This is a genomic window from Allosalinactinospora lopnorensis (assembly GCF_000981225.1).
GTDB classification, from domain to species: Bacteria; Actinomycetota; Actinomycetes; order Streptosporangiales; family Streptosporangiaceae; genus Allosalinactinospora; species Allosalinactinospora lopnorensis.
Genome location: NZ_LAJC01000033.1, coordinates 1 through 18,643, shown reverse-complemented (window position 1 = coordinate 18,643; position 18,643 = coordinate 1). Strand labels below are relative to the sequence as shown.

The 18,643-nt window shown below is 69.9% G+C and carries 20 protein-coding genes and 1 pseudogene; 7 read left to right on the top strand and 14 right to left on the bottom strand.

Annotation, left to right across the window (positions count from 1 at the left end; all coding sequences use genetic code 11):
• Window positions 1-8 precede the first annotated feature (8 nt).
• From VS93_RS13695 to VS93_RS13680, 4 genes are all read right to left on the bottom strand, one after another.
• Window positions 9-392, bottom strand: a complete 384-nt coding sequence (locus VS93_RS13695; protein ID WP_082126874.1) for an MGMT family protein — start codon at window positions 390-392, stop codon at window positions 9-11.
• Window positions 393-464: 72 nt separating this feature from the next.
• The gene (locus VS93_RS13690) at window positions 465-812 is read right to left on the bottom strand and encodes an SPW repeat protein (protein WP_236700534.1); all 348 of its coding nucleotides are present in this window, start codon (window positions 810-812) and stop codon (window positions 465-467) included.
• Between the two features lie 176 nt (window positions 813-988).
• On the bottom strand, window positions 989-2,149 hold the full coding sequence (gene moeZ, locus VS93_RS13685) for an adenylyltransferase/sulfurtransferase MoeZ (RefSeq protein WP_046470325.1): 1,161 nt from the start codon (window positions 2,147-2,149) through the stop codon (window positions 989-991).
• Between the two features lie 188 nt (window positions 2,150-2,337).
• Entirely contained in the window at window positions 2,338-3,264 is a 927-nt protein-coding gene (locus tag VS93_RS13680) for an alpha/beta fold hydrolase (protein WP_046470324.1), read from the bottom strand.
• Window positions 3,265-3,460: 196 nt separating this feature from the next.
• On the opposite strand from VS93_RS13680, the gene VS93_RS13675 reads away from it, so the two are divergent.
• From VS93_RS13675 to VS93_RS13665, 3 genes and pseudogenes are all read left to right on the top strand, one after another.
• Window positions 3,461-3,682, top strand: coding sequence for a hypothetical protein (locus VS93_RS13675; RefSeq protein WP_046470353.1), 222 nt, complete (start codon window positions 3,461-3,463; stop codon window positions 3,680-3,682).
• 225 nt (window positions 3,683-3,907) lie between these two features.
• Complete coding sequence (locus VS93_RS13670) at window positions 3,908-4,531, top strand: TetR/AcrR family transcriptional regulator (RefSeq protein WP_082126877.1); 624 nt, start codon at window positions 3,908-3,910, stop codon at window positions 4,529-4,531.
• A gap of 215 nt (window positions 4,532-4,746) precedes the next feature.
• A pseudogene (locus VS93_RS13665) lies at window positions 4,747-5,573 on the top strand (mechanosensitive ion channel family protein).
• An 89-nt stretch (window positions 5,574-5,662) separates the two neighbouring features.
• Here the strand turns inward: VS93_RS13665 and VS93_RS13660 are convergent.
• The 3 genes from VS93_RS13660 to VS93_RS13650 all read right to left on the bottom strand — a co-directional run bounded on the left by VS93_RS13660 (window position 5,663) and on the right by VS93_RS13650 (window position 7,400).
• Window positions 5,663-5,908 (bottom strand): hypothetical protein, encoded by a 246-nt coding sequence (locus tag VS93_RS13660; RefSeq protein ID WP_046470322.1) that lies wholly within the window; start codon window positions 5,906-5,908, stop codon window positions 5,663-5,665.
• A 254-nt stretch (window positions 5,909-6,162) separates the two neighbouring features.
• Window positions 6,163-6,474 (bottom strand): DUF6401 family natural product biosynthesis protein, encoded by a 312-nt coding sequence (locus VS93_RS13655; protein WP_046470321.1) that lies wholly within the window; start codon window positions 6,472-6,474, stop codon window positions 6,163-6,165.
• A gap of 212 nt (window positions 6,475-6,686) precedes the next feature.
• The gene (locus tag VS93_RS13650; RefSeq protein ID WP_082126873.1) at window positions 6,687-7,400 is read right to left on the bottom strand and encodes a ferritin-like fold-containing protein; all 714 of its coding nucleotides are present in this window, start codon (window positions 7,398-7,400) and stop codon (window positions 6,687-6,689) included.
• Between the two features lie 685 nt (window positions 7,401-8,085).
• On the opposite strand from VS93_RS13650, the gene VS93_RS13645 reads away from it, so the two are divergent.
• Entirely contained in the window at window positions 8,086-9,600 is a 1,515-nt protein-coding gene (locus VS93_RS13645; protein ID WP_082126876.1) for a DEAD/DEAH box helicase, read from the top strand.
• A 276-nt stretch (window positions 9,601-9,876) separates the two neighbouring features.
• The gene (locus tag VS93_RS13640) at window positions 9,877-10,770 is read left to right on the top strand and encodes an alpha/beta fold hydrolase (RefSeq protein WP_082126872.1); all 894 of its coding nucleotides are present in this window, start codon (window positions 9,877-9,879) and stop codon (window positions 10,768-10,770) included.
• 98 nt (window positions 10,771-10,868) lie between these two features.
• On the opposite strand, the gene VS93_RS13635 is transcribed toward VS93_RS13640, so the two are convergent.
• The 6 genes from VS93_RS13635 to VS93_RS32520 form a co-directional block, all read right to left on the bottom strand.
• On the bottom strand, window positions 10,869-11,807 hold the full coding sequence (locus VS93_RS13635) for an MBL fold metallo-hydrolase (RefSeq protein ID WP_046470351.1): 939 nt from the start codon (window positions 11,805-11,807) through the stop codon (window positions 10,869-10,871).
• Window positions 11,808-11,948: 141 nt separating this feature from the next.
• Complete coding sequence (locus VS93_RS13630; RefSeq protein ID WP_046470318.1) at window positions 11,949-12,869, bottom strand: PHP domain-containing protein; 921 nt, start codon at window positions 12,867-12,869, stop codon at window positions 11,949-11,951.
• A gap of 46 nt (window positions 12,870-12,915) precedes the next feature.
• Window positions 12,916-13,575 (bottom strand): DUF6758 family protein, encoded by a 660-nt coding sequence (locus tag VS93_RS13625; RefSeq protein ID WP_046470317.1) that lies wholly within the window; start codon window positions 13,573-13,575, stop codon window positions 12,916-12,918.
• A 45-nt stretch (window positions 13,576-13,620) separates the two neighbouring features.
• On the bottom strand, window positions 13,621-14,772 hold the full coding sequence (locus VS93_RS13620) for a CPBP family intramembrane glutamic endopeptidase (RefSeq protein WP_052745740.1): 1,152 nt from the start codon (window positions 14,770-14,772) through the stop codon (window positions 13,621-13,623).
• Window positions 14,773-15,064: 292 nt separating this feature from the next.
• Window positions 15,065-15,214: a hypothetical protein gene (locus VS93_RS29200; RefSeq protein ID WP_156184826.1), complete on the bottom strand. Its 150-nt coding sequence runs from the start codon at window positions 15,212-15,214 to the stop codon at window positions 15,065-15,067.
• A 195-nt stretch (window positions 15,215-15,409) separates the two neighbouring features.
• Entirely contained in the window at window positions 15,410-15,541 is a 132-nt protein-coding gene (locus tag VS93_RS32520) for a hypothetical protein (protein ID WP_269082854.1), read from the bottom strand.
• 128 nt (window positions 15,542-15,669) lie between these two features.
• On the opposite strand from VS93_RS32520, the gene VS93_RS13615 reads away from it, so the two are divergent.
• Together VS93_RS13615 and VS93_RS13610 are read left to right on the top strand one after the other, a co-directional pair.
• Window positions 15,670-16,809, top strand: coding sequence for an Mrp/NBP35 family ATP-binding protein (locus VS93_RS13615; protein ID WP_046470316.1), 1,140 nt, complete (start codon window positions 15,670-15,672; stop codon window positions 16,807-16,809).
• On the top strand, window positions 16,806-17,291 hold the full coding sequence (locus tag VS93_RS13610; RefSeq protein ID WP_046470349.1) for a nucleoside deaminase: 486 nt from the start codon (window positions 16,806-16,808) through the stop codon (window positions 17,289-17,291). Before VS93_RS13615 ends, VS93_RS13610 begins: the two co-directional genes overlap by 4 nt.
• A gap of 61 nt (window positions 17,292-17,352) precedes the next feature.
• On the opposite strand, the gene VS93_RS13605 is transcribed toward VS93_RS13610, so the two are convergent.
• Window positions 17,353-18,426: a S1C family serine protease gene (locus VS93_RS13605; protein ID WP_236700533.1), complete on the bottom strand. Its 1,074-nt coding sequence runs from the start codon at window positions 18,424-18,426 to the stop codon at window positions 17,353-17,355.
• Window positions 18,427-18,643 lie beyond the last annotated feature (217 nt).

The following is an 18,643-nucleotide window of genomic DNA, read 5'->3' as shown; positions in this document are numbered from 1 at the left end:
ACGCTCCCCTATGTGCCGTCCCACCTGGCACGACGCATATCGACGCGCGAGGCGCCAAGGCGCAGTGGAGTGGCCTCGGCCGCGTAGCGCTCCATCGCCTCGACCTCCAGGCCGGGGGGCGGGCTTCCGTCGGCGCGGATCACCCGCCACCACGGGACCGCGCCGCCCCACGTGGACATGACCGTCCCCACCTGGCGCGGCCCGCCCTCGCCCAGGTACTCCGCGATGTCGCCGTAGGACATCACCCGGCCCGGCGGGATGCGCTCCACCACATCGAGCACGCGCTCAACGAAGTCACCGGGGTGATGCTCGGTCTCCGGCGGGGAGGCGCCCGACCCGGCGGGGCCGCCGGCGGTGGCGCAGAGAAGGAGCGGGAGCGCGAAGAAGAGCACGGCCAGAGCCTAACGGCAGCGAAAAGCCGGTCCCGGGGAAGGAACCGGCCGGTGACCGCTTATGCCCGTTGGTCAGCGCGGAGCGGCACGGCGGTGCACCGTGTTCGCGAGGGGCATCCCGACGAGCCCCATCACGGCGATCACGGCACCGGCGATCCACGCCGTCCACGCCGCCGCCATGGTGCCGGTGAACGCCAGCACCCAGGGCGATATGAACATCAGAACACCCAGCACGAAGATGACCGCCTCCGTGGCGATCAGCCCGGGCCTGGTAATCGAGATGACCGCCGCGAGCACGGTGAGCACACCGAGGATGAGCAGAGTCGCCATCCCGATCCCGAGCATGCCGGTCCAGATCCAGCTGATGGCCGCAGCCACACCCGCGACTATGGCCACCCAGTCCTCCCAACGCCCCTTCATATTCATAGCGCACCTCCCCCGCCCGGAATCCCAGGTAATTACTGGATTTGTACCCATAATGCGGTTCCGGTGAACCCGGAACCACGAGTGGGAAACCCCGGATGACAGGCGATGGGGGCCGTCGCGGCGTACCGCGGCGGCCCCCTCGTGGCCCGCGCCGGGTGGAGCGGCCGGGATCAGTAGGTCGGCAGGCTGGGGTCGACCTGGTTGACCCAGGCCAGCACGCCGCCGCCCACGTGCACGGCGTCGCTGAACCCGGCTCCCTTGAGCGCGGACAGCGCCTCGGCCGAGCGCCCCCCGGACTTGCAGTGCAGCACGATCTGCTTGTCCTGGGGCAGCTTGCTGAACGCCTCACCGGTCAGGAACTCCCCCTTGGGGATGAGAGTGGCGCCCGGGATGCTGACGATCTCGTACTCGTTCTTCTCCCGCACGTCGACGAGGTGGAAGTCCTCGCCGCTGTCCATCTTCTCCTTGAGCTCCCGCGCGGTGATCGTGGAGTCGGCGGCGGCCTCCTGGGCGTCCTCGGAGACCGCGCCGCAGAACTCCTCGTAGTCGATCAGCTCGGTGATCGGCTCTCCCTCGGGGTCCTTGCGGACCTTGACCGTCTTCCAGGTCATCTCCAGCGCGTCGAAGATCATCAGCCGGCCGACGAGGGGGTCGCCGATGCCCGTGATGAGCTTGATGGCCTCGTTGACCATCACCGACCCGATGGAGGCGCAGAGCACGCCCAGGACGCCGCCTTCGGCGCAGGAGGGGACCATTCCGGGCGGCGGCGGCTCGGGGTAGAGGTCGCGGTAGTTCGGCCCGTACTCGTTCCAGAAGACGCTGACCTGACCGTCGAACCGGAAGATGGAGCCCCAGACGTAGGGGATGTTCGACAGCACGCAGGCGTCGTTGACCAGGTAACGGGTGGCGAAGTTGTCCGTGCCGTCGAGGACGAGGTCGTACCCCTCGAAGACCTCCAGCGCGTTGGAGGAGTCGAGCCGCTCCTTGTGCAGCACGACCTTGGTGTAGGGGTTGACCTCCTCGATGCTCTCGCGCGCGGACTCCGCCTTCGGCTTGCCGACGTCGCTCTGCCCGTGGATCACCTGCCGCTGCAGGTTGGACTCGTCCACGACGTCGAAGTCGATAATGCCCAGGGTGCCCACACCGGCGGCGGCCAGGTACAGCAGGGCGGGCGAGCCGAGCCCGCCGGCACCCACGACCAGTACCTTGGCGTTCTTCAGGCGCTTCTGGCCGTCCATGCCCACATCGGGGATGATCAGGTGACGGGAGTAGCGGCGTACCTCGTCAACGGTCAGCTCGGCAGCCGGTTCGACCAGCGGCGGCAGCGACACAGCAGCTCCTCAACTTCCTCGATGACGTCACGCCCCTCAAGGGGGGCGCCTCGGGCGGCGCCGGAAGGTACGGGGTGCGTGACGAGCTTCCTCTCATACCCAACCTACGGGGTGGGGTTTTGCATTCCCATCGCGGGGAAGCCATCCGCGCCGATCTGCAGCGGTGGTCGGCGCCGCCTCCGTTCCCCTCAGGACACGGTGCCGCCGCCCGGCCCGGCCGGCGACGCCGCCCGCACGAACGGCCGCAGCTCGCGCGCCACCCGCTCCGGGTGCTCCATCATGGGGACGTGCCCGCTCTTGGGCAGCAGTACCAGGCGGTTCCGCGGAAAGGTGCGTGCGGCCCTGCGGGACAGGCGCGGGTTCACGAACTTGTCGTTGTCGGCGTAGACGAGCAGCGTGGGGCTGCTGATCCCCGCGGCCTGCCGCCACAGCGAGCGCCGCCCGATACGCAGGTACTCGGCGACCAGACCGCGCAGTGATTCCAGCACGGCCGTGTGCGCGTAGTCGCACAGATCGCGTTCGCGCTCGGCTTCCAGAGCGTCCAGTACGCGCTGGGCGGAGGCGGCGGACGGGTCGTAGAAAGTGGCGTCCAGCGTTCCCTGCACCCGGACCTCGGCCGGGCGGCTCTGGATCCGCGCGTAGACCGCTGGCCCCACCACCGGGATCAGCGCACCGCTCATCTGGTACGGGATGAGCCGCGGCCACAGGTCCGGCAGAGCGGGCGAGATGAGAGTCAGGGTACGCACCAGCCGCGGATAGTCCGCCGCGACGCGTACGGCGGCGGCTCCGCCCATGGAGTTGCCGACAAGGTGGACCGGGTGCTCGCCCTCCCGGATGAGATCGGCGACGGCCGCGGCGTGCGCGTCCAGGCTGTAGTCGCCATCGGGCGGTGGCGGTGACTTGCCGAAACCGGGCAGGTCGGGCGCCTCTCCGGTGAACTCGGGTGACAACGCCCCCATGAGATCGGTCCAGTCGGTGGAAGCCCCGGCCAGACCGTGCACGTAGACAATGCGCCCATGGGACGGCGCCCCGCCGGAGTCGTCACGGCGAACGAAGATCCTGCGGCCACCGGGTTCGCGGAACTCGCCCGGCCACAATGGGATCGTCTCTCCCATGGCCCCTCCGTAAGGTGTCAGGCGGCCCGAGAGGGCCGGGTGCGGCGATGGCGCCCTGCCGTCCGGTCCGTTCTGCTGTGCACTCTATTGCCTCTGCGGCCGGGTGAGCGCCCCTCAGTCCGCGGCACCCCTGCCTCCTGCGTCGCTCGAGGCGGAGTAGCGTGGGGAGGGAGCCGCGACGATGCAGGAGGGTCCTGTGACTTCCCACCCGCAGCAAGGCGAATCAGCCGAGGAAGAGAACCCGGAATCCGCGCTGGAGTCCCCGGAGGCCGACTCCGCGGAGCAGCGCACTGCCGTGACCGGGGACGGCCGGGACTGGATGTGGAGCGGGTACTCCGGCACCGAGGGCGAGGTCTCCGAGGCCGATGCAGTGGAGCAGCTCCAGGAAGTGGAGGTCGACGAGGACGACTACCGCTGACACCGCGGCGCGGACCGCCCCCGAGTACGGGAACGCACTGGTCACGAGATCGATACATCCGGGTCCTCCGGACCCTGGCGGCGCCTAACCTACGTCGAAGTAAGATGGGAGCACTGCGCCGGGAGTGGAGTGCTCGTCTTTCCACCTCTGGTGGCACGTTCCAGGAACACACGTCATCGAGCGTGGCGCCCCGATCGCGCCGCGATGAGTTCGGAGGGTGTGGGTGTGACAGCTCCTTCAGACGCCCGCCCGCGCGGGACCCGGCTGCCCCGGCTCGCACGACGGCGCCAACTGCTGACCGCGGCGCAGGAAGTCTTCGTTGCCCAGGGGTACCACGCCGCGGCGATGGACGAGATCGCCGAACGCGCGGGCGTCAGCAAGCCCGTGCTCTACCAGCATTTCCCGGGCAAGCTGGAGCTCTACCTCGCTCTGCTGGAGCAGCATTCGGAAATCCTGGTCGAGAAGCAGCGCGAAGCGCTGGAGAGCACGACCGACAACCGGCAGCGGGTGACCGCCAGCTTCCAGGCCTACTTCGACTTCGTAGCGGGCGAGGGCGAGGCGTTCCGGCTCGTCTTCGAATCCGACCTGCGCAACCTGCCCGCTGTCCGGGAGAAGACCGAGGAGACCCAGCAGCGCTGCGCCGAACTCATCGGCGAGGTCATCCGGCAGGACACCAGCATCTCGGACGAAGAGGCGCACCTGCTCAGTGTCGCGCTGGTGGGCATGGCCGAGACCAGCGCCCGGCACTGGCTCAGCAGACACGGCGCGATCCCCAAGGAGGCCGCGGAACTCCTCGTCGCCCGCTTGGCGTGGCGCGGAATCAGCGGCTGGGACCTGACCCGCAGCTAACTCCCCGCGTTTCCCTCCACGGGGTGCGCGGTGCCGCACTGCCCCGGTAAAGCGCGCCCCAATTCTTACTATTCGCAGCCGCTCGTTACTTTATGGCGGTTCAAAGCTTCCGTAACGGGTAGCCGCACAGTAGGAACGATTCATACCGGTTTCGCCGGATACAGGGTGGGGGCGGGCTCCCGGCTGCGGCGAGGCGTCTTCGGGGGGAAACGCCTATGGACATCGGGCAAGGCCTGACAGAAACGTGGAACGCTGTAGTGGCTTCGCGCCACGACTCGCAGCCTTCCTGATCATCCTCATCCTGGGCTGGCTGCTCGCCAAGCTCATCGGCACGCTGATTGGCAAGGCCCTCGCCCGGCTCGGTCTCGACCGCGCTCTGGACCGCAGTGGCGTCGGGGGGTACTTCCAGCGCAGCCGCTACAACGCGAGCGAACTCAGCGGAAAGATCATCTACTACGCCGGTGTGCTGCTCGTCCTGCAGCTCGCGTTCAGCGTGTTCGGGCCGAACCCGATCAGCGAGCTGATCAGCGGCATCATCGCGTGGATCCCGCACGCGATCGTCGCGCTGATCATCATCGTGGTGGCCGGCATCATCGCGAAAGCCGCCCGCGACATCGTCGCCGGGGCTCTCGGCGGGCTCACCTACGGACGCGTCCTGGCGAATCTGGTCGGGATCTTCATCCTGGCGCTCGGTGTGATCGCCGCCCTGAACCAGATCGGCGTCGCCACGACCGTCACCCAGCCGGTCCTCATCGCCGTTCTCGCCACCATCGGCGGGATCCTGGTGGTCGGTGTCGGCGGTGGCATGATCCGCCCGATGCAGCAGCGCTGGGGGCGCTGGCTGGAGGCGGCCGAGCGCGAGACCGCCCGGATGCGCGAGGACGAGAGTTACCAAGCCGGGCGCTCCGACGCGATACGGCAGCCGACCGCGGAACGGCAGCCGACCAAGCAGCAGCGGCAGCAGGAGTCCGCGGAACACGCCGCGCAGCGCACACCGACAGCCGGCCCCGGCGACCGGGAAAGGCGCGCTTCCGAGGAGTGACCGTTCGCCCGGAGACGGGAAAGGGGCGGGGCCGCGCGGCCCCGCCCCTTTCCCGTCTCCGGGCGCATGATCCCGAAGCGCAGCGCCTCTTACAGGAGTTCCTCGTCTCGGATGACCTCGTCGCGGGCGAGTCGGCCGATACGGCGCACGGCGAGCACCAGGCTGGCGAAAACCGGCACGACAGCGAGCCAAAAGGCGGGGTCGGTCCATCCGCTCAACACCATGACAGCCGCGGCGACCATGATGATCAGGCCGAAGAGGCAGAAGTCAAAGCGTTCTCTGCGGATCAGGACGCCGATCGGTGGACGTGCCGCCCCATGTCGGCCGCTCCTCATGCGCTTTTCCTTTCTCGCGGCACTCGACCGGCCGCATCATCGGTCACGGGGCGAGTCCTCTGGCAGATCCGACGGAAGCGGAACACCAACCGCGGTTCCCCGGTCCAGGACCCCCCGTCCGCGCGGAGAGGCGCGGAGGGTTCGAGCGGATCCCGGACAGGGCTTAAGCGTACGCCCGGTGGGGGAGCTCCGGAGGACTTACCGGACGGTCCTGTGCGCGCGGCTCCGACGGATCTCGCGCGGACATGGCTAATCTAGCGGACGAACCCGTATTCCTTGGCCATGCGGCAGATCGCCAGCACGCGCAGGGTCTCCCAGTCATAGTCGACCGAGCTGGAGTCCCATCCCCGTTCTCGACAGCCGTCCATGAATCCCTGCAGGTAGTGCGCGAGGCTGCGGCGGGTCACCTCGATTCCGTCGCCGGAGATCGAGTCGCGGACAGCAGCGGCGTGCTGATCCAGTTGGGCCGTCAGCGCGGGGTCCTCCGAGATGTTCAGCGGCCCGAACAGGTCGAAGCCGCGGGAGAGCCGCGTCAGCGGGCAGTCGGTGAAGAACCCATTGCGCATGGATACGTACCTCTGGCAAGGAAACGACGGGAACGGAGCACACTATATACGGACAGGCAAAGAAGACGTGATGAATGTGTCGAAGACGACACAAGTCCTCTTAAAGCCAAGGAGGGAATGCCCTGCGGGCGCTTTATCAAAGAGACGCATCTACTCATGGGTAAGTTCCCCTCGCGCCGCAGGCCGTGCGTGATTCTCCCAGGGGCGGAGCCTCATCCGCTCAGCCCCATGGCCTCCAGCCGCGCGTTGTGGGTGTCGGTCAACTTGGCGAACATCCGGCTGACCGCCGCCAGATCCCCCGGCTCCGACTCGGTCTCCCCCTCCTCCGCGGTGAGCAGGGACGCGAGCTCGACCCGCGCCGTCGCGACGACCTGAGCCTGGCTCAGCGCCTCGCCCACCAGGCGGCGCGCCCACAGGGACAGGCGTCCGGCCAGGGCCGGATCCTCGGCGACAGCGGCGCGGACGTGAGCCGCGATGAACTCGCCGCGGTCGCTCTCCGAGAGCACGGTCTGCGCCAAGGCACGGGTGTCGTCGTCGGCGCGCTCGGCGACCTTCCGGTAGAAGTCCCCGGCGATCCCGTCGCCGACGTATGCCTTGACCAGACTCTCCAGCCAGCTCTGCGGCCTGGTGCGGGCGTGCCAGGCATCCAGCGGCTCGACGAACGGCCCCATGGCCTCCTCCGGGTCCGCACCAAGCTCCGCCAGGCGGCCGTGCACCCGCTTGTAATGCGCGTACTCGGTGGCGGCCAGTCCGGCGAGCTCGCCCTTGGCCGCGAGCGTCGGAGCGAGCTCGGCGTTGTCGGTCAACCGGAAGAAGGCGACGAGTTCGGCGTAGGCCAGCAGGCCGAGCAGGTCGAGCACCGCAGAGGGGTGTCCAGCGGCGGGCGCCGGGGAATCGGGCGCGGAGTCAGCGGAACCGTACGTCATGCTGCAAAGATTAGCCCTCACGGCGGTGGGAACGAGCCGGGGACTAATCGGGGCGGTACTCCGCGTTGTACTCACCGGGAGTGCGCGAACGCCCCGAATCTGTGGTACACACAGCGTATCCAGCGGCGAAGCTACAAGATAGACTCTGTCCGTGGTCGGCACCCGCCGGCCACTGGCGCGAGCACCCCCTTCGCGCGCGGGAACCGCGGACCCCCTACCGGGGTCGGCATCCGCTGGGCGGATCCGCCGAGCGCGGACCGACGGACAGGGGAACGCGCGGAAACCCGCACGACCGGTCAGGAACACGAGCGCACTAGCAGGTGAGCCGCCCTGGCCGGCTTGACAAGAGAAACACCGACGCGAGCGAAGCCGCCGGTGCCGCACCGGATCCCCGCGCCGACACAGGGAGCGGGGAACGGGAACTCAAGACAACAGCGGCGCAGACGTGAGGACTCCGGAGGAACGGCCCTCATGCGCCGGCCGCGGATCCGCGTCGGGCAGCGCTGACGTACCGGGCCGCGCCACGGCCCGAGAGCGTGTCGGTCTTGAGCCGCGCCCGGCATGTCCCGCCGACGAGAACGAGCAAGGCGGGACGCCGCTCCGTGAAGGGCGTCGAGCCCGACGCAGCACGGGTCCGTCCAGCGACCACGACTTGAGGCCGCATATGCGAATGCGGTCGACCCAGATGGAGGCAACAGCCCTGACAAGCACAGATACGACCCACGAACCCCGAACGACCTTCCGCGATCTCGGTGTCAACGACGAGATCGCGGACGCCCTTGAAGCGGAGGGGATCGTCGATCCCTTCCCCATCCAATCCCTGGCTCTCCCACTGGCGCTGAGCGGGACCGACATCATCGGGCAGGCCCGCACCGGCACTGGTAAGACCTTCGCCTTCGGCCTCCCCCTGCTGCAGCGCGCGCGGAGAACGCCGGGCGAGGCCAGGCGCCCGTGCTCGCTTGTCGTGGTGCCCACCCGCGAGCTCGCCATCCAGGTGGCGGCGGACCTCACGACAGCGGGCAAGCGCACCGGCGGCCGCATCCTGACCGTCTACGGAGGTCGGGCCTACGAACCGCAGATCGAGGGCCTGCAGAACGGAGTCGACATCGTCGTCGGCACGCCGGGGCGGCTGCTGGACCTGCAGAAGCAGAAGCACCTGAGCCTCGCCGGCGTCAGCGCCGTGGTGCTGGACGAAGCCGACAAGATGCTCGACCTCGGATTCCTGCCCGACATCGAGCGGATCCTGACGATGATCCCCGACGAGCGCCAGGTCATGCTCTTCTCGGCGACCATGCCGAGCGAAATCGTGTCACTGTCGCGCAACTACCTTCGCCGGCCCACTCATGTCCGCGCGGGCGACGACGATGACGTCGACGAGAGCCGCAACAGCCAGATCCACCAGCACGTGTTCCGGACGCACCCCATGGACAGGCTGGAGATGCTGGCGCGGCTGCTCCAGGCCGAAGGACGCGGGCTGAGCATGGTGTTCTGCCAGACCAAGCGGACCTGCGACCAGGTCGCCACGGCGCTCAAGGGGCGCGGATTCGCGGCCGCCGCCGTCCACGGCGACCTCGGCCAGAGCCAGCGGGAACGCGCGCTGCGCGCCTTCCGCAACGGCAAGATCGACGTACTGGTGGCCACCGATGTGGCCGCGCGCGGACTCGACGTCGACGACGTCACCCACGTCGTCAACTACGAGTGCCCGGAGGACGAGAAGACCTACACCCACCGTATTGGGCGCACCGGCCGCGCCGGGCGCTCGGGGACGGCGGTGACCTTCGTCGACTGGCAGGAGACCGCACGCTGGAAGCTCATCAACACAGCGCTCGACCTGCCGCACTCCGAGCCGGAGGAGACCTACTCGACCTCTGACCACTTCTTCGAGGCGCTGGGAATCCCCCAGGGCACCAGGGGGACCCTGGCCAAGGAGCACCGCGAACGTGCGGGCCTGGAAGCCGAAGAGGTCGAGGACATAGGCGACACCGGACGCCAGCGCGATGAGGGCGACCAGCGTGGCGGCAGCCGCGCCCATGGCCGTTCACGCAACCGGCGGCGCACCCGCGGCGGGAAGAAGCCCGCCGGCGCCGAACAGTCCGCCGAGTCCGCGAACACCGCGCGGGGCGAAGGCCACGACAAACCCGCTCGCCGGCGTCGTCGCCGCACCCGCAACGGTGCAGAGGTAAAGAAGGACCAGGACTGAGCACATGCCTGAGGACGGGGCCATAGGCGCACCGGACCCCGGTGACTTCGGCCCCGTCACGAGCGAGCGCACGGTTCCGGTGCGCTCGCCGGCGCCGCTCCCCCTCCGGATCTCCGTGGCGCCACACCCCCGGCGCCGCCCGGTGGCCCGCGCCGGCCCCTTCCAACAGACCGGTAGCGGACGCGCCTCACCGCCCGGCCGACGATGCGCCGCCTTCACGGAAACCGGCCCGTCCCCGAACCTCACCCGCCACCCGATCGTCTATGGTGAACCGTCGTGAGTACACCTCGGTTTCTGGAACTCCCGCCCGGCGTGCGGCGAACCGACATCGCGACGGCACGCGGGACGATCGCCGCACTGCAGGCCATGCCGACCTCCGGCGGATGTGAACTGCAGGCGGCGGTCCTGGTACCGGGATACACCGGCAGCAAAGAGGACTTCCTGGCGATACTGCAGACACTGGCCCAAGCCGGGCGGCCAGTGATCGCGATCGACCTGCCCGGGCAGTACCAATCCCCCGGGCTCGAACGCGTCGGGGACTATACCCGCGCGGCCCTCGGTCAGGTCATCGGCGAACTGATCGCCGCCCTCGGCCACGGCCCCGTCCACCTGCTGGGCCACTCCTTCGGCGGCCTGCTGGCGCGCGAGACCGTACTCGCGAACGAAGCACCCCTGCTCTCGCTGACCATGATGAGTTCGGGCCCCTCCGGTATCGAGGGTGTACGCGCCGGCGACGCCCGCCGACTCGTGGCGGCGCTCGGGCCCGAGCCGACACGCGACCGGGTCCGGGAGGTCTGGACCGAGCACCTCGACGAGCCCGCGCGCGCGAGCGGAGTTCCGGAGGAGATCCACGCCTTCCTGCGCGAGCGCATGCTCGCCAACGATCCGGAAGGGCTGGTGCGCATGGCCGAGGAACTCCTCACCGCTCCCGACCGCACCACTGAGCTCACGGCGGTCGCGGACCTGCCGAAGCTGGTCCTCTACGGCGAGAACGACGACGCCTGGCCCCCGGAGGTGCAGGCCACCATGGCCAAGTACCTCGGCGCCGAGCGCGTGGTGATCCCGGGAGCCGCCCACTCCCCCAACGTCGAGGCCCCCGAGACCACCGCGAGGGCGCTGACCGAGTTCTGGACCCAGGCGGAGACCCCCGACCGCACCGGCGACCTCTGAACGGCCGGAGTTCTCGCCCAGGGGCGGGTGGCTTCCCGGGGATCAGCGCGCGCCGAGCCGTCCGGCCGCGTGAGCGCGGGCGGGCGGCTCGGAACACGTCAGCTCGTGGAGACCCACGAGTCGAAGTTCTTGGATTCCGCTTCGACCATAGTCTCCGGGCCGCTGTCGGGGAGGACCCGGGTGTCGGGGGGCAGCGACAGCAGCACCTCGCCCACGGAGTGGAGCTGGCGGGTGTAGTCGATGTAGCCCTCCCCGACGGTGCCGAGCTCCCCCTTGCGGAGGGTGTCGCCGCTGAAGACCGCGCCGCGCTCGGAGATGTAGAAGCCGACGCTCCCCGTCGAGGTACCGGGGATCGCGAGGACGTCCACCTCCAGGTCGCCGACCTGGAGCGTCCCGCCGCCCTCGATCTCGTGGTCGGGTCGGCGCTCCACACCATGCGCCTTGCGCCAGGAGCGCAGCTCCCGAGGGTGCAGGGCGATGGGGGCGTCGTCGCGCTCGGCGACCTCGACGGCGGCGGAAACGTGCGTGTTGTACCCGTTGGTGCACGCCACCAGGTAGACCTCGCGATCCCCGACCGCCTCCAGAATGGCCTTGGAATCGTGGGCCGGGTCGATCACGATGACGCCGTCGTCGTCGGCTTCGACGACCCAGGTGTTGCTGACGACGTCGAACTCCTCGTCGTCGACCTTGAGCACGCCCGCGGTGCGGACGCACTGGATGCGGTCGCGGTCGGGGGTGTCGGTGCCGGGAACCTCCGCCTCGGCGTCGTCCTGGCCGTCGTCGCCCGAGACGCTCGCGGTGTCCTTGTCGCCGGCCTCCTCTTCGTCGTCGGCGTCCTCCGCGGAGGTGCCGCCGGCCTCCGTGGCAGCGGTGTCCTCCGCGTCGGCACCGGCGGCGGTCTCCCGGTCATCGGCGGTTCCGGGCCCGGGCTCCTCGGCGGAGTCGTCCTCGGTCTTCGTCGTCACCGCCGAGGACTCCGCCTCCCCGTTGCCGGGCTCGTCGCTGTCCTTCTTCTTGCCCTTCCACTTCCAGAACACGGTGCCGACCCTTCGCTTCACGTCCGGATTCAAAAACATTGTGCGGGACCATTGTTCCGCTCCCGCGCCGTGGTTGGGTACACGTTCCCGTGCCTCGGAACGGTTCCGCCCCGCCGCGACGGCAGCGACGCGCTGGGCTCCTCATCCGCTCCCGACCGCCCTGCCGGGGCCTGTGCCGCCGGTGATGAGCGCGGCTCCGGTCGCCGGTTCGATCAGCCGGCTGAACGCCTCAGGGGCCGTTGTCCGGTAACCAAGGCGGCGGCCGGTCAGTTCGCCGTGGTCGTCGCTGGAGCCCGTGACGACCACGGCGAGCTCGGTTGCCCGCGAGCGCCAGTACGCCTGCTCCGCTTCGTCATGTGAGGGGTGGTCCGCCTCGATCCCGCCGAGACCGGCTCCCACCATGCGCTCGACAAGGAAGTCGGGGACCGCTCCCGAAACGGCGCCCTCGCCCCGCGCCGGGTGGGCGAGCGCGCAAACCCCGCCGGCTTCCCGCACCAGGGCCACGGCCCGCACCGGGTCCGGTGCGTAGCGCGCGAGGTAAGCGGGACGGCCCGCCCCGATCCACCGGTCGAAGGCGTCCTGGACGTCCCGCGCCGCCCCGGCCTCCACGATCGCACGGGCGATGTGCGGGCGTCCCACGACCTCCTCCCCGCCCATGGGCGCCGGCCGCGCACCGGGATCCGCGCTCGCGATCTCCCTGACCCGCTCCCACGTGACGGCGATGCTCTCGTCCCGCAACCGCTCCACCGTCTTCTGGGCCCGGACGACGCGGTCGGCGCGGATCCGCCGCAGTTCGGCGGCGAGTCCGGGATGCTCCGCGTCGAAGAGGTAGGCCAGCAGGTGGACGCTGGCCCCGTCGTGCGAGCAGGACAGCTCCATGCCGGGAACGAGAGTGAACCGCGGGGGAACGCGCGCGGCGGCGGCCGCCAGCCCGCCGACCGTGTCGTGGTCGGTCAGGGCCAGCACGTCGAGTTCAGCGGCGACCGCATATTCGACGACCTGTTCCGGTGTGTCGGTACCGTCCGATACGGAGCTGTGGGCATGCAGGTCGATACGCATGATCAGACGATTCTACGGTCGAGGCGGACGATGGCCACTCCTTCGCCCGTCAGGTGGGGAACGCCCGCAGCGCAGAGGTCAAGAACGGGGAGAGCGCACCGAACGGGGGTTCCAGCGTCGAACCGCCGTCGTGGCGGTCGCGCAGGTCGCGCATACTGGTGAGTTCGTACATCAGCACACCGGTGTCGGCGGGACTGAGGACGAACCACATCCATTTCGCCAACGCCTCACCGACATAGACCGCCCGCTCCTTCCCTCCCTGGATACTCCATAGGGGGATGTCGTGCCCGGCGTAACGGAGCTTGCTGTGCACCACTCCGGAATCGAACCCGGCCCCGGGGTCGGGACCGCGCAGTCCGGCGAGGCGCGCACCGAGGCCGACCCCGGGGTCCTCAGCGACGATCACCATCTCCCCGATGCCGCCCAAGGGCGCCGGTCCGGACAGGGCGACCGCGACCGCGACCGCTCCGCTGCGGTCGTCGCCGCCGTCGGCGAAGCCGGTGACGACCCATCCGGCGGGCAGCGGCCACGGCAGCCAGATCGGTACCTGTGCGGAGTCGATCAGCAGCTCAAGCGAGGTGAGGGTGGGGTTGCGCACCGGGTACAGCGGAGCCACTGGGCCGTGCGCGTCGCACTGCCACGCGCTCGACCACAGGTTCGGCGCGTGGATCGCACGTCCGCAACGGGGACACGTGGGGTCCGATCTCATAATTGCCCGAAGTGGTACCCCCGTGCCCTGTGCGGAAACTCACTTTTACGATGAGGGCGGTGAGTGCGGCCCGTTCGCAGGGGGCTGCACCCAGCCTCCGGGTGCCGGGGCCCCCGTTTCGTACCGCTGCTGGACGGGCTGCCGGGCGGAGGGCCATCGCTCGTGGTACGGATCGTACTGCGGCGCGGCCCGCTGCCGGCCGTACTGCCCATAGGGGTAGGGGGAAGGCTGTGAGGCCCACGCGGGCAGCGGGGTCTGCGGAGGGGGTTCCTCATGGTCCGCCGCCTCGTCCGGGACGGTCCGGCGAACCCCCATGCGCCGGGCCAGCCAGACCACAATGAAGGAGTAGAGGACCACCTCGACGAAGGTTCCGCTCACCCCCTGCCAGGACCCGCTGCCCGTAGCGGCGTCCTCCAGCCTTCCTTCGTAGGCGGTGATGGTGAAGACAACGAGGTTGTGCAGCACATGTAGGGCGACCGCCGCCTCAAGCCCGCCCGTATACCAGGTGAGCCAGGCCATGGCGATACCGAAGACGGCGACGTCGAGCATCGCCCAGTCGGTGTACTCGTGCATCAGCGTGAACACGCTGCCGCTGACGAGGATGCCGGGAACCGGACTTCGCAGTACGCGGGCGACGACCCCGCTACCGCGCCGCTCCCCCGGGCCGGCACCGTAGGCTCCGATCGCCTGCATCAAAAAGCCGCGCAGCGCGAACTCTTCCGCCGATGCCTGGAAGGGCACCAGTAGCAGGATCACCAGCAGGGCGAGCGCGAACCCCGATTCCGGGTTGAAGGCGCCGACGAACTCCGACTCCGGAGCCGTGGCCCGTTGCAGCCCGTACATCACGGCGAACGAGACCGCCAGCGGCACGGCGGAGACCGCACCGCAGATCAGCATCCACCGCCAGCGCAGCCGCCCCTCCACCGAGAAGAGTGTGCCCACCGGGCGCCGCTGCACGAACCGGACGACGAACATGACCAGCGGGGTCATCGTACTCAGGGCGATGAGAGTGAAGGCGAGGTCGGGCAGCGGTGCACCGAAAATGGAATCCGCCTCGGGATCCGGGGTGAGCCCGGCGACCAGCGCCGTGAGCAGGGCCGCGATCCCCATGGCGATCTGCACCAGCACGATCAGCACCACCGCGCAGAGCACCGAGAGCAGCGGCACCCACCATCGGTAGCGCCATGTGCGCGCCATACGATGGTAGGGAGTCCCCGGCCACGGGCGGGCGATCCCCGACCTCAGCGGCCGGGGCCGGGCCGGAGGCGGCCAGGCCCACGCCGGTGCCGCCTGCCCCCCTGGCGACGGCGTTCCGGGAGGCCAGGCCCACGCCTGGTCCCGCGGACTCGGCGACTGCTTCGGGTCTCCCGGTCCGCAGGGCTCGGGTGGCCAGGACGAACCAGGCGGTGGCGGCGCATTTCCCATCGTTTGCAGAGATTACTATCCGCCCGTGTATTGACAGCGTTAAGATTCTCTCGCTACCGCCCCATCATCCAAGGTCACAGGCTGTCATCAGAGTGTCTGCGTCGGGAGGGCCGCGCAGCTTGGCGGTGTTGCGGACGATGAGCACCTGGATGATCCGGTCGCCGCTGACCCCCAGACCCTCGCTGTGCGGCATGCCGAACATCTCGCGGAGCACGAAGACCGCCTACCCGATCGGCCCCAGGGACTCCAGCGCGACCGGCATCGCGAGCGAGACGGACGCGGCGCCCGCGGCCCCGTTCGCCACATCCGGCCCGGTCAGCAGCGGTTCGGGGAGTCCTGGGCCGACGCGGGGCTCCCGCCTGCCGCGCACCGCACGCAGTCGACCAACGTGACATTCACCACACTCCGATCAGATGGTTCTTCGGGCGGCGACGCTGCCCGGCATGTCGCAGGACACGCTGAACAGCAGTCCCCGGTTCCAGCGGGACACGCCGGCCTTCGCGGCCGGATTGGTCAGCAGGATGCGCGTCTCGCGGGCCATGGCCCTGCCGTGGTCCCGGCAAAGCGGCGGCGTGGCGGAAGGGAGAACCGCGCACCGTTCCGGCCGGAGGGGAAAACCCGGCGCCCCTGCGGTGTTCTCCCGCCTCAGGCTTTCCGTACCATGGATGTATGGCCTCCACACCCACCACCGAGCAGGTGAACGCGGCCCTGGCGACCGTCCAGGACCCCGAGATCCATCGCCCGATCACCGATCTCGACATGGTCAAGAGCGTCGAGATCGCCGACGGCGGTCTCGTGAACGTCGGCATCTACCTAACGGTGGCCGGTTGTCCCATGAAGGGGCGCATCGAGAAGGATGTCACCGAGGCCGTCTCGAAGGTGGCCGGAGTCACCCGGGTCGCCGTCGAGCTCGACGTCATGAGCGATGAGCAGCGCAAGGCGCTGCAGACCAAGCTGCGCGGCGGCCAGGCGGAGAAGGAGATCCCCTTCGCCAAGCCCAATTCGCTCACCAAGGTTTTCGCCGTCGCCTCGGGCAAGGGGGGTGTCGGCAAGTCGTCGGTCACGGTGAACCTCGCCGCGGCCATGGCCGAGCAGGGGCACAAGGTCGGCGTGGTCGACGCCGACATCTACGGCCACTCCGTGCCGCGGATGCTCGGGGTCTCCACGCACCCCACCAAGGTCGAGGACATGATCCTTCCGCCCACGGCGCACGAGGTCAAGGTCATCTCCGTGGGGATGTTCACCCAGGGCAACCAGCCGGTCGTGTGGCGGGGTCCGATGCTGCACCGGGCGCTGCAGCAGTTCCTCTCCGACGTCTTCTGGGGCGACCTCGACGTCCTGCTGCTGGACCTGCCGCCGGGCACCGGCGACATCGCGATCTCCGTCGCCCAACTGGTCCCGAACGCCGAGATCCTGGTGGTCACCACCCCGCAGCAGGCCGCCGCCGAGGTCGCCGAACGCGCGGGCGCGATCTCCGCACAGACCCATCAGCGGGTGAGCGGCGTCATCGAGAACATGTCGTACTACATCGCTCCCGGTTCCGAGGAGCGCACGTACCTGTTCGGCGAGGGCGGCGGCCAGGTGGTCGCCGACGGCCTGACCAAGGCGCTAGGCGCGCGGGTACCGCTGCTCGGCCAGGTCCCCATCGACATCCGGCTGCGCGAGGCCAGCGACGAAGGAAAGCCCTTCGTGCTGACCGACCCGGAGGCCGCGGCGAGCCAGACGCTCCTCCAGATCGCCGACGACCTCGTGGGCAAGCCGCGCGGGTTGTCCGGCATGCAGCTCGGCGTCACCCCGGTGGGCCGCTGACTCCGGTATCGGCGCCCGGGGCCGGCCCCGGGCGTTACCAGGAGTGGCTGCGGATCGCCGTCGAGGAGGCCGAGGCCGGGCTCGCGAGCGGCGGCCTCCCCATCGGAGCGGCGCTGATCGGCGGCGACGGCCGGGTGCTCGGCCGCGGGCACAACCGCCGCGTCCAGGACGGCGACCCGTCCGCCCACGGGGAGACCGCGGCGTTCCGGAACGCGGGCCGGCAGCGCTCCTACGCCGGCACGACGATGGTGACCACACTCTCGCCCTGCTGGTACTGCAGCGGCCTGGTCCGGCAGTTCGGGATCCCCCGCGTGGTGATCGGTGAGGCGCGGACCTTCTCCGGCGGGCACGAGTGGCTCGCGGAGAACGGGGTGGAGATCATATTGCTCGACGACCCGGAGTGCGTCCGGCTGATGAGTTCGTTCATCGAAGTCGATCCCGGTCTCTGGCACGAGGACATCGGCGGGGACGGCGACCCCTGAACCCGCGCCGGCCGCGACGCGGGCCCAGGCCGGGGCGGATCCGCGCCGGGCCGGGAACGGGTCAGTCCGAGGCCGAGCCGAGCGTAAGGGTGGCCGTCTCCTCGCCGCCGTCGCGCTCGTAACTGATCCGCACCTCGTCGTTGGGGGCCTTCTCCCCGAGAAGCTCCAGGAGGGCGGGGGTGTCGCGTATCGGGGAGCCGTCGAACTCCACGATCAGGTCGCCGGGTTCCAGGCCCGCCTCGTCCGCCGGACCTCCCGACTCCACGGCCCCGCGGCCGTCCTCGATCAGCGCCCCCGGCTGCTGGTGCTGCAGGACGAGATCGGCGCCGATGTCGGCCTGGGGATCCTCCCCGGTCTCGATCAGATGGCTGACGACGCCCTCGGCCTCCTCCGAGGGGATCGCGAAGCCCAGGCCGATGCTGCCGCTCTGCTCTCCCGGCAGGGTGCCCATGGTCGCGATCGCGGAATTGACCCCGATGACCCGCCCCTGCGCGTCGACCAGCGGCCCTCCCGAGTTGCCGGGGTTGATGGCGGCGTCGGTCTGCAGCGCCTCGATGAAGGCCTCGCCCTGTTCGCCGGTCGAGACGGGGCGGTCCACCGCGCTGATGATGCCTGTGGTCACGGTGCCCGCCAGGCCGAGCGGAGCACCGATCGCGATGACCGAGTCCCCCACCGTGACGTCCTCGGAATCGCCGAACTCCAGCGCCTTCACGCTGAGGGGGTCGTCCAGTTCCAGGACGGCCAGGTCGGAGCTGACCGCCTGCCCGACGACCGAAGCGGCACTGGTGTGCCCGTCGCTGTAGGCCACCTCGATGCCGCCGCCTTCGAGCGCGTCGGTGACATGGGCGTTGGTGACCACGTAGTTGTTCTGGATGATGAACCCGGAACCGTTGCCGCCGGCGCCGCCGTCGCCGTGGATGGAGACCACGCTCGGGCTGACCCGCTGTGCGACGCCGGCGATGGTGTCCGGCTCCCGGCTCGGGGTTCCGCTGGGCACTTCGTTGTTGAGGTCCGGGGCGTCCTCATCGGCCGCGGCGCCGTTCTCCGCGCCGACGAAACCGCCGGCGACTCCGCCTACACCGGCCGATACCACCGCGACCACCGACAGGCTGACGAGTACTGCCCACAGCGGCACAGCTCGGCGGCGTTTCGGCCCGCCGGGGTTTCCCGGAACCGGCGCCCCGGCAGGGCCGTGCCCGGGTCCCCCGGGGAGGCCCGGCATCCCCGGCCCCGCCGGCCCCATGGGACGAGGGGGACCACCTGCCATCGGCCACTGGCCGCTTCCGGCCATCCCGCCGCCCGGACGGGGATACCCGCCGCTGCCCGCCTGCGCCTCGCCCGGTGGCCGCCGC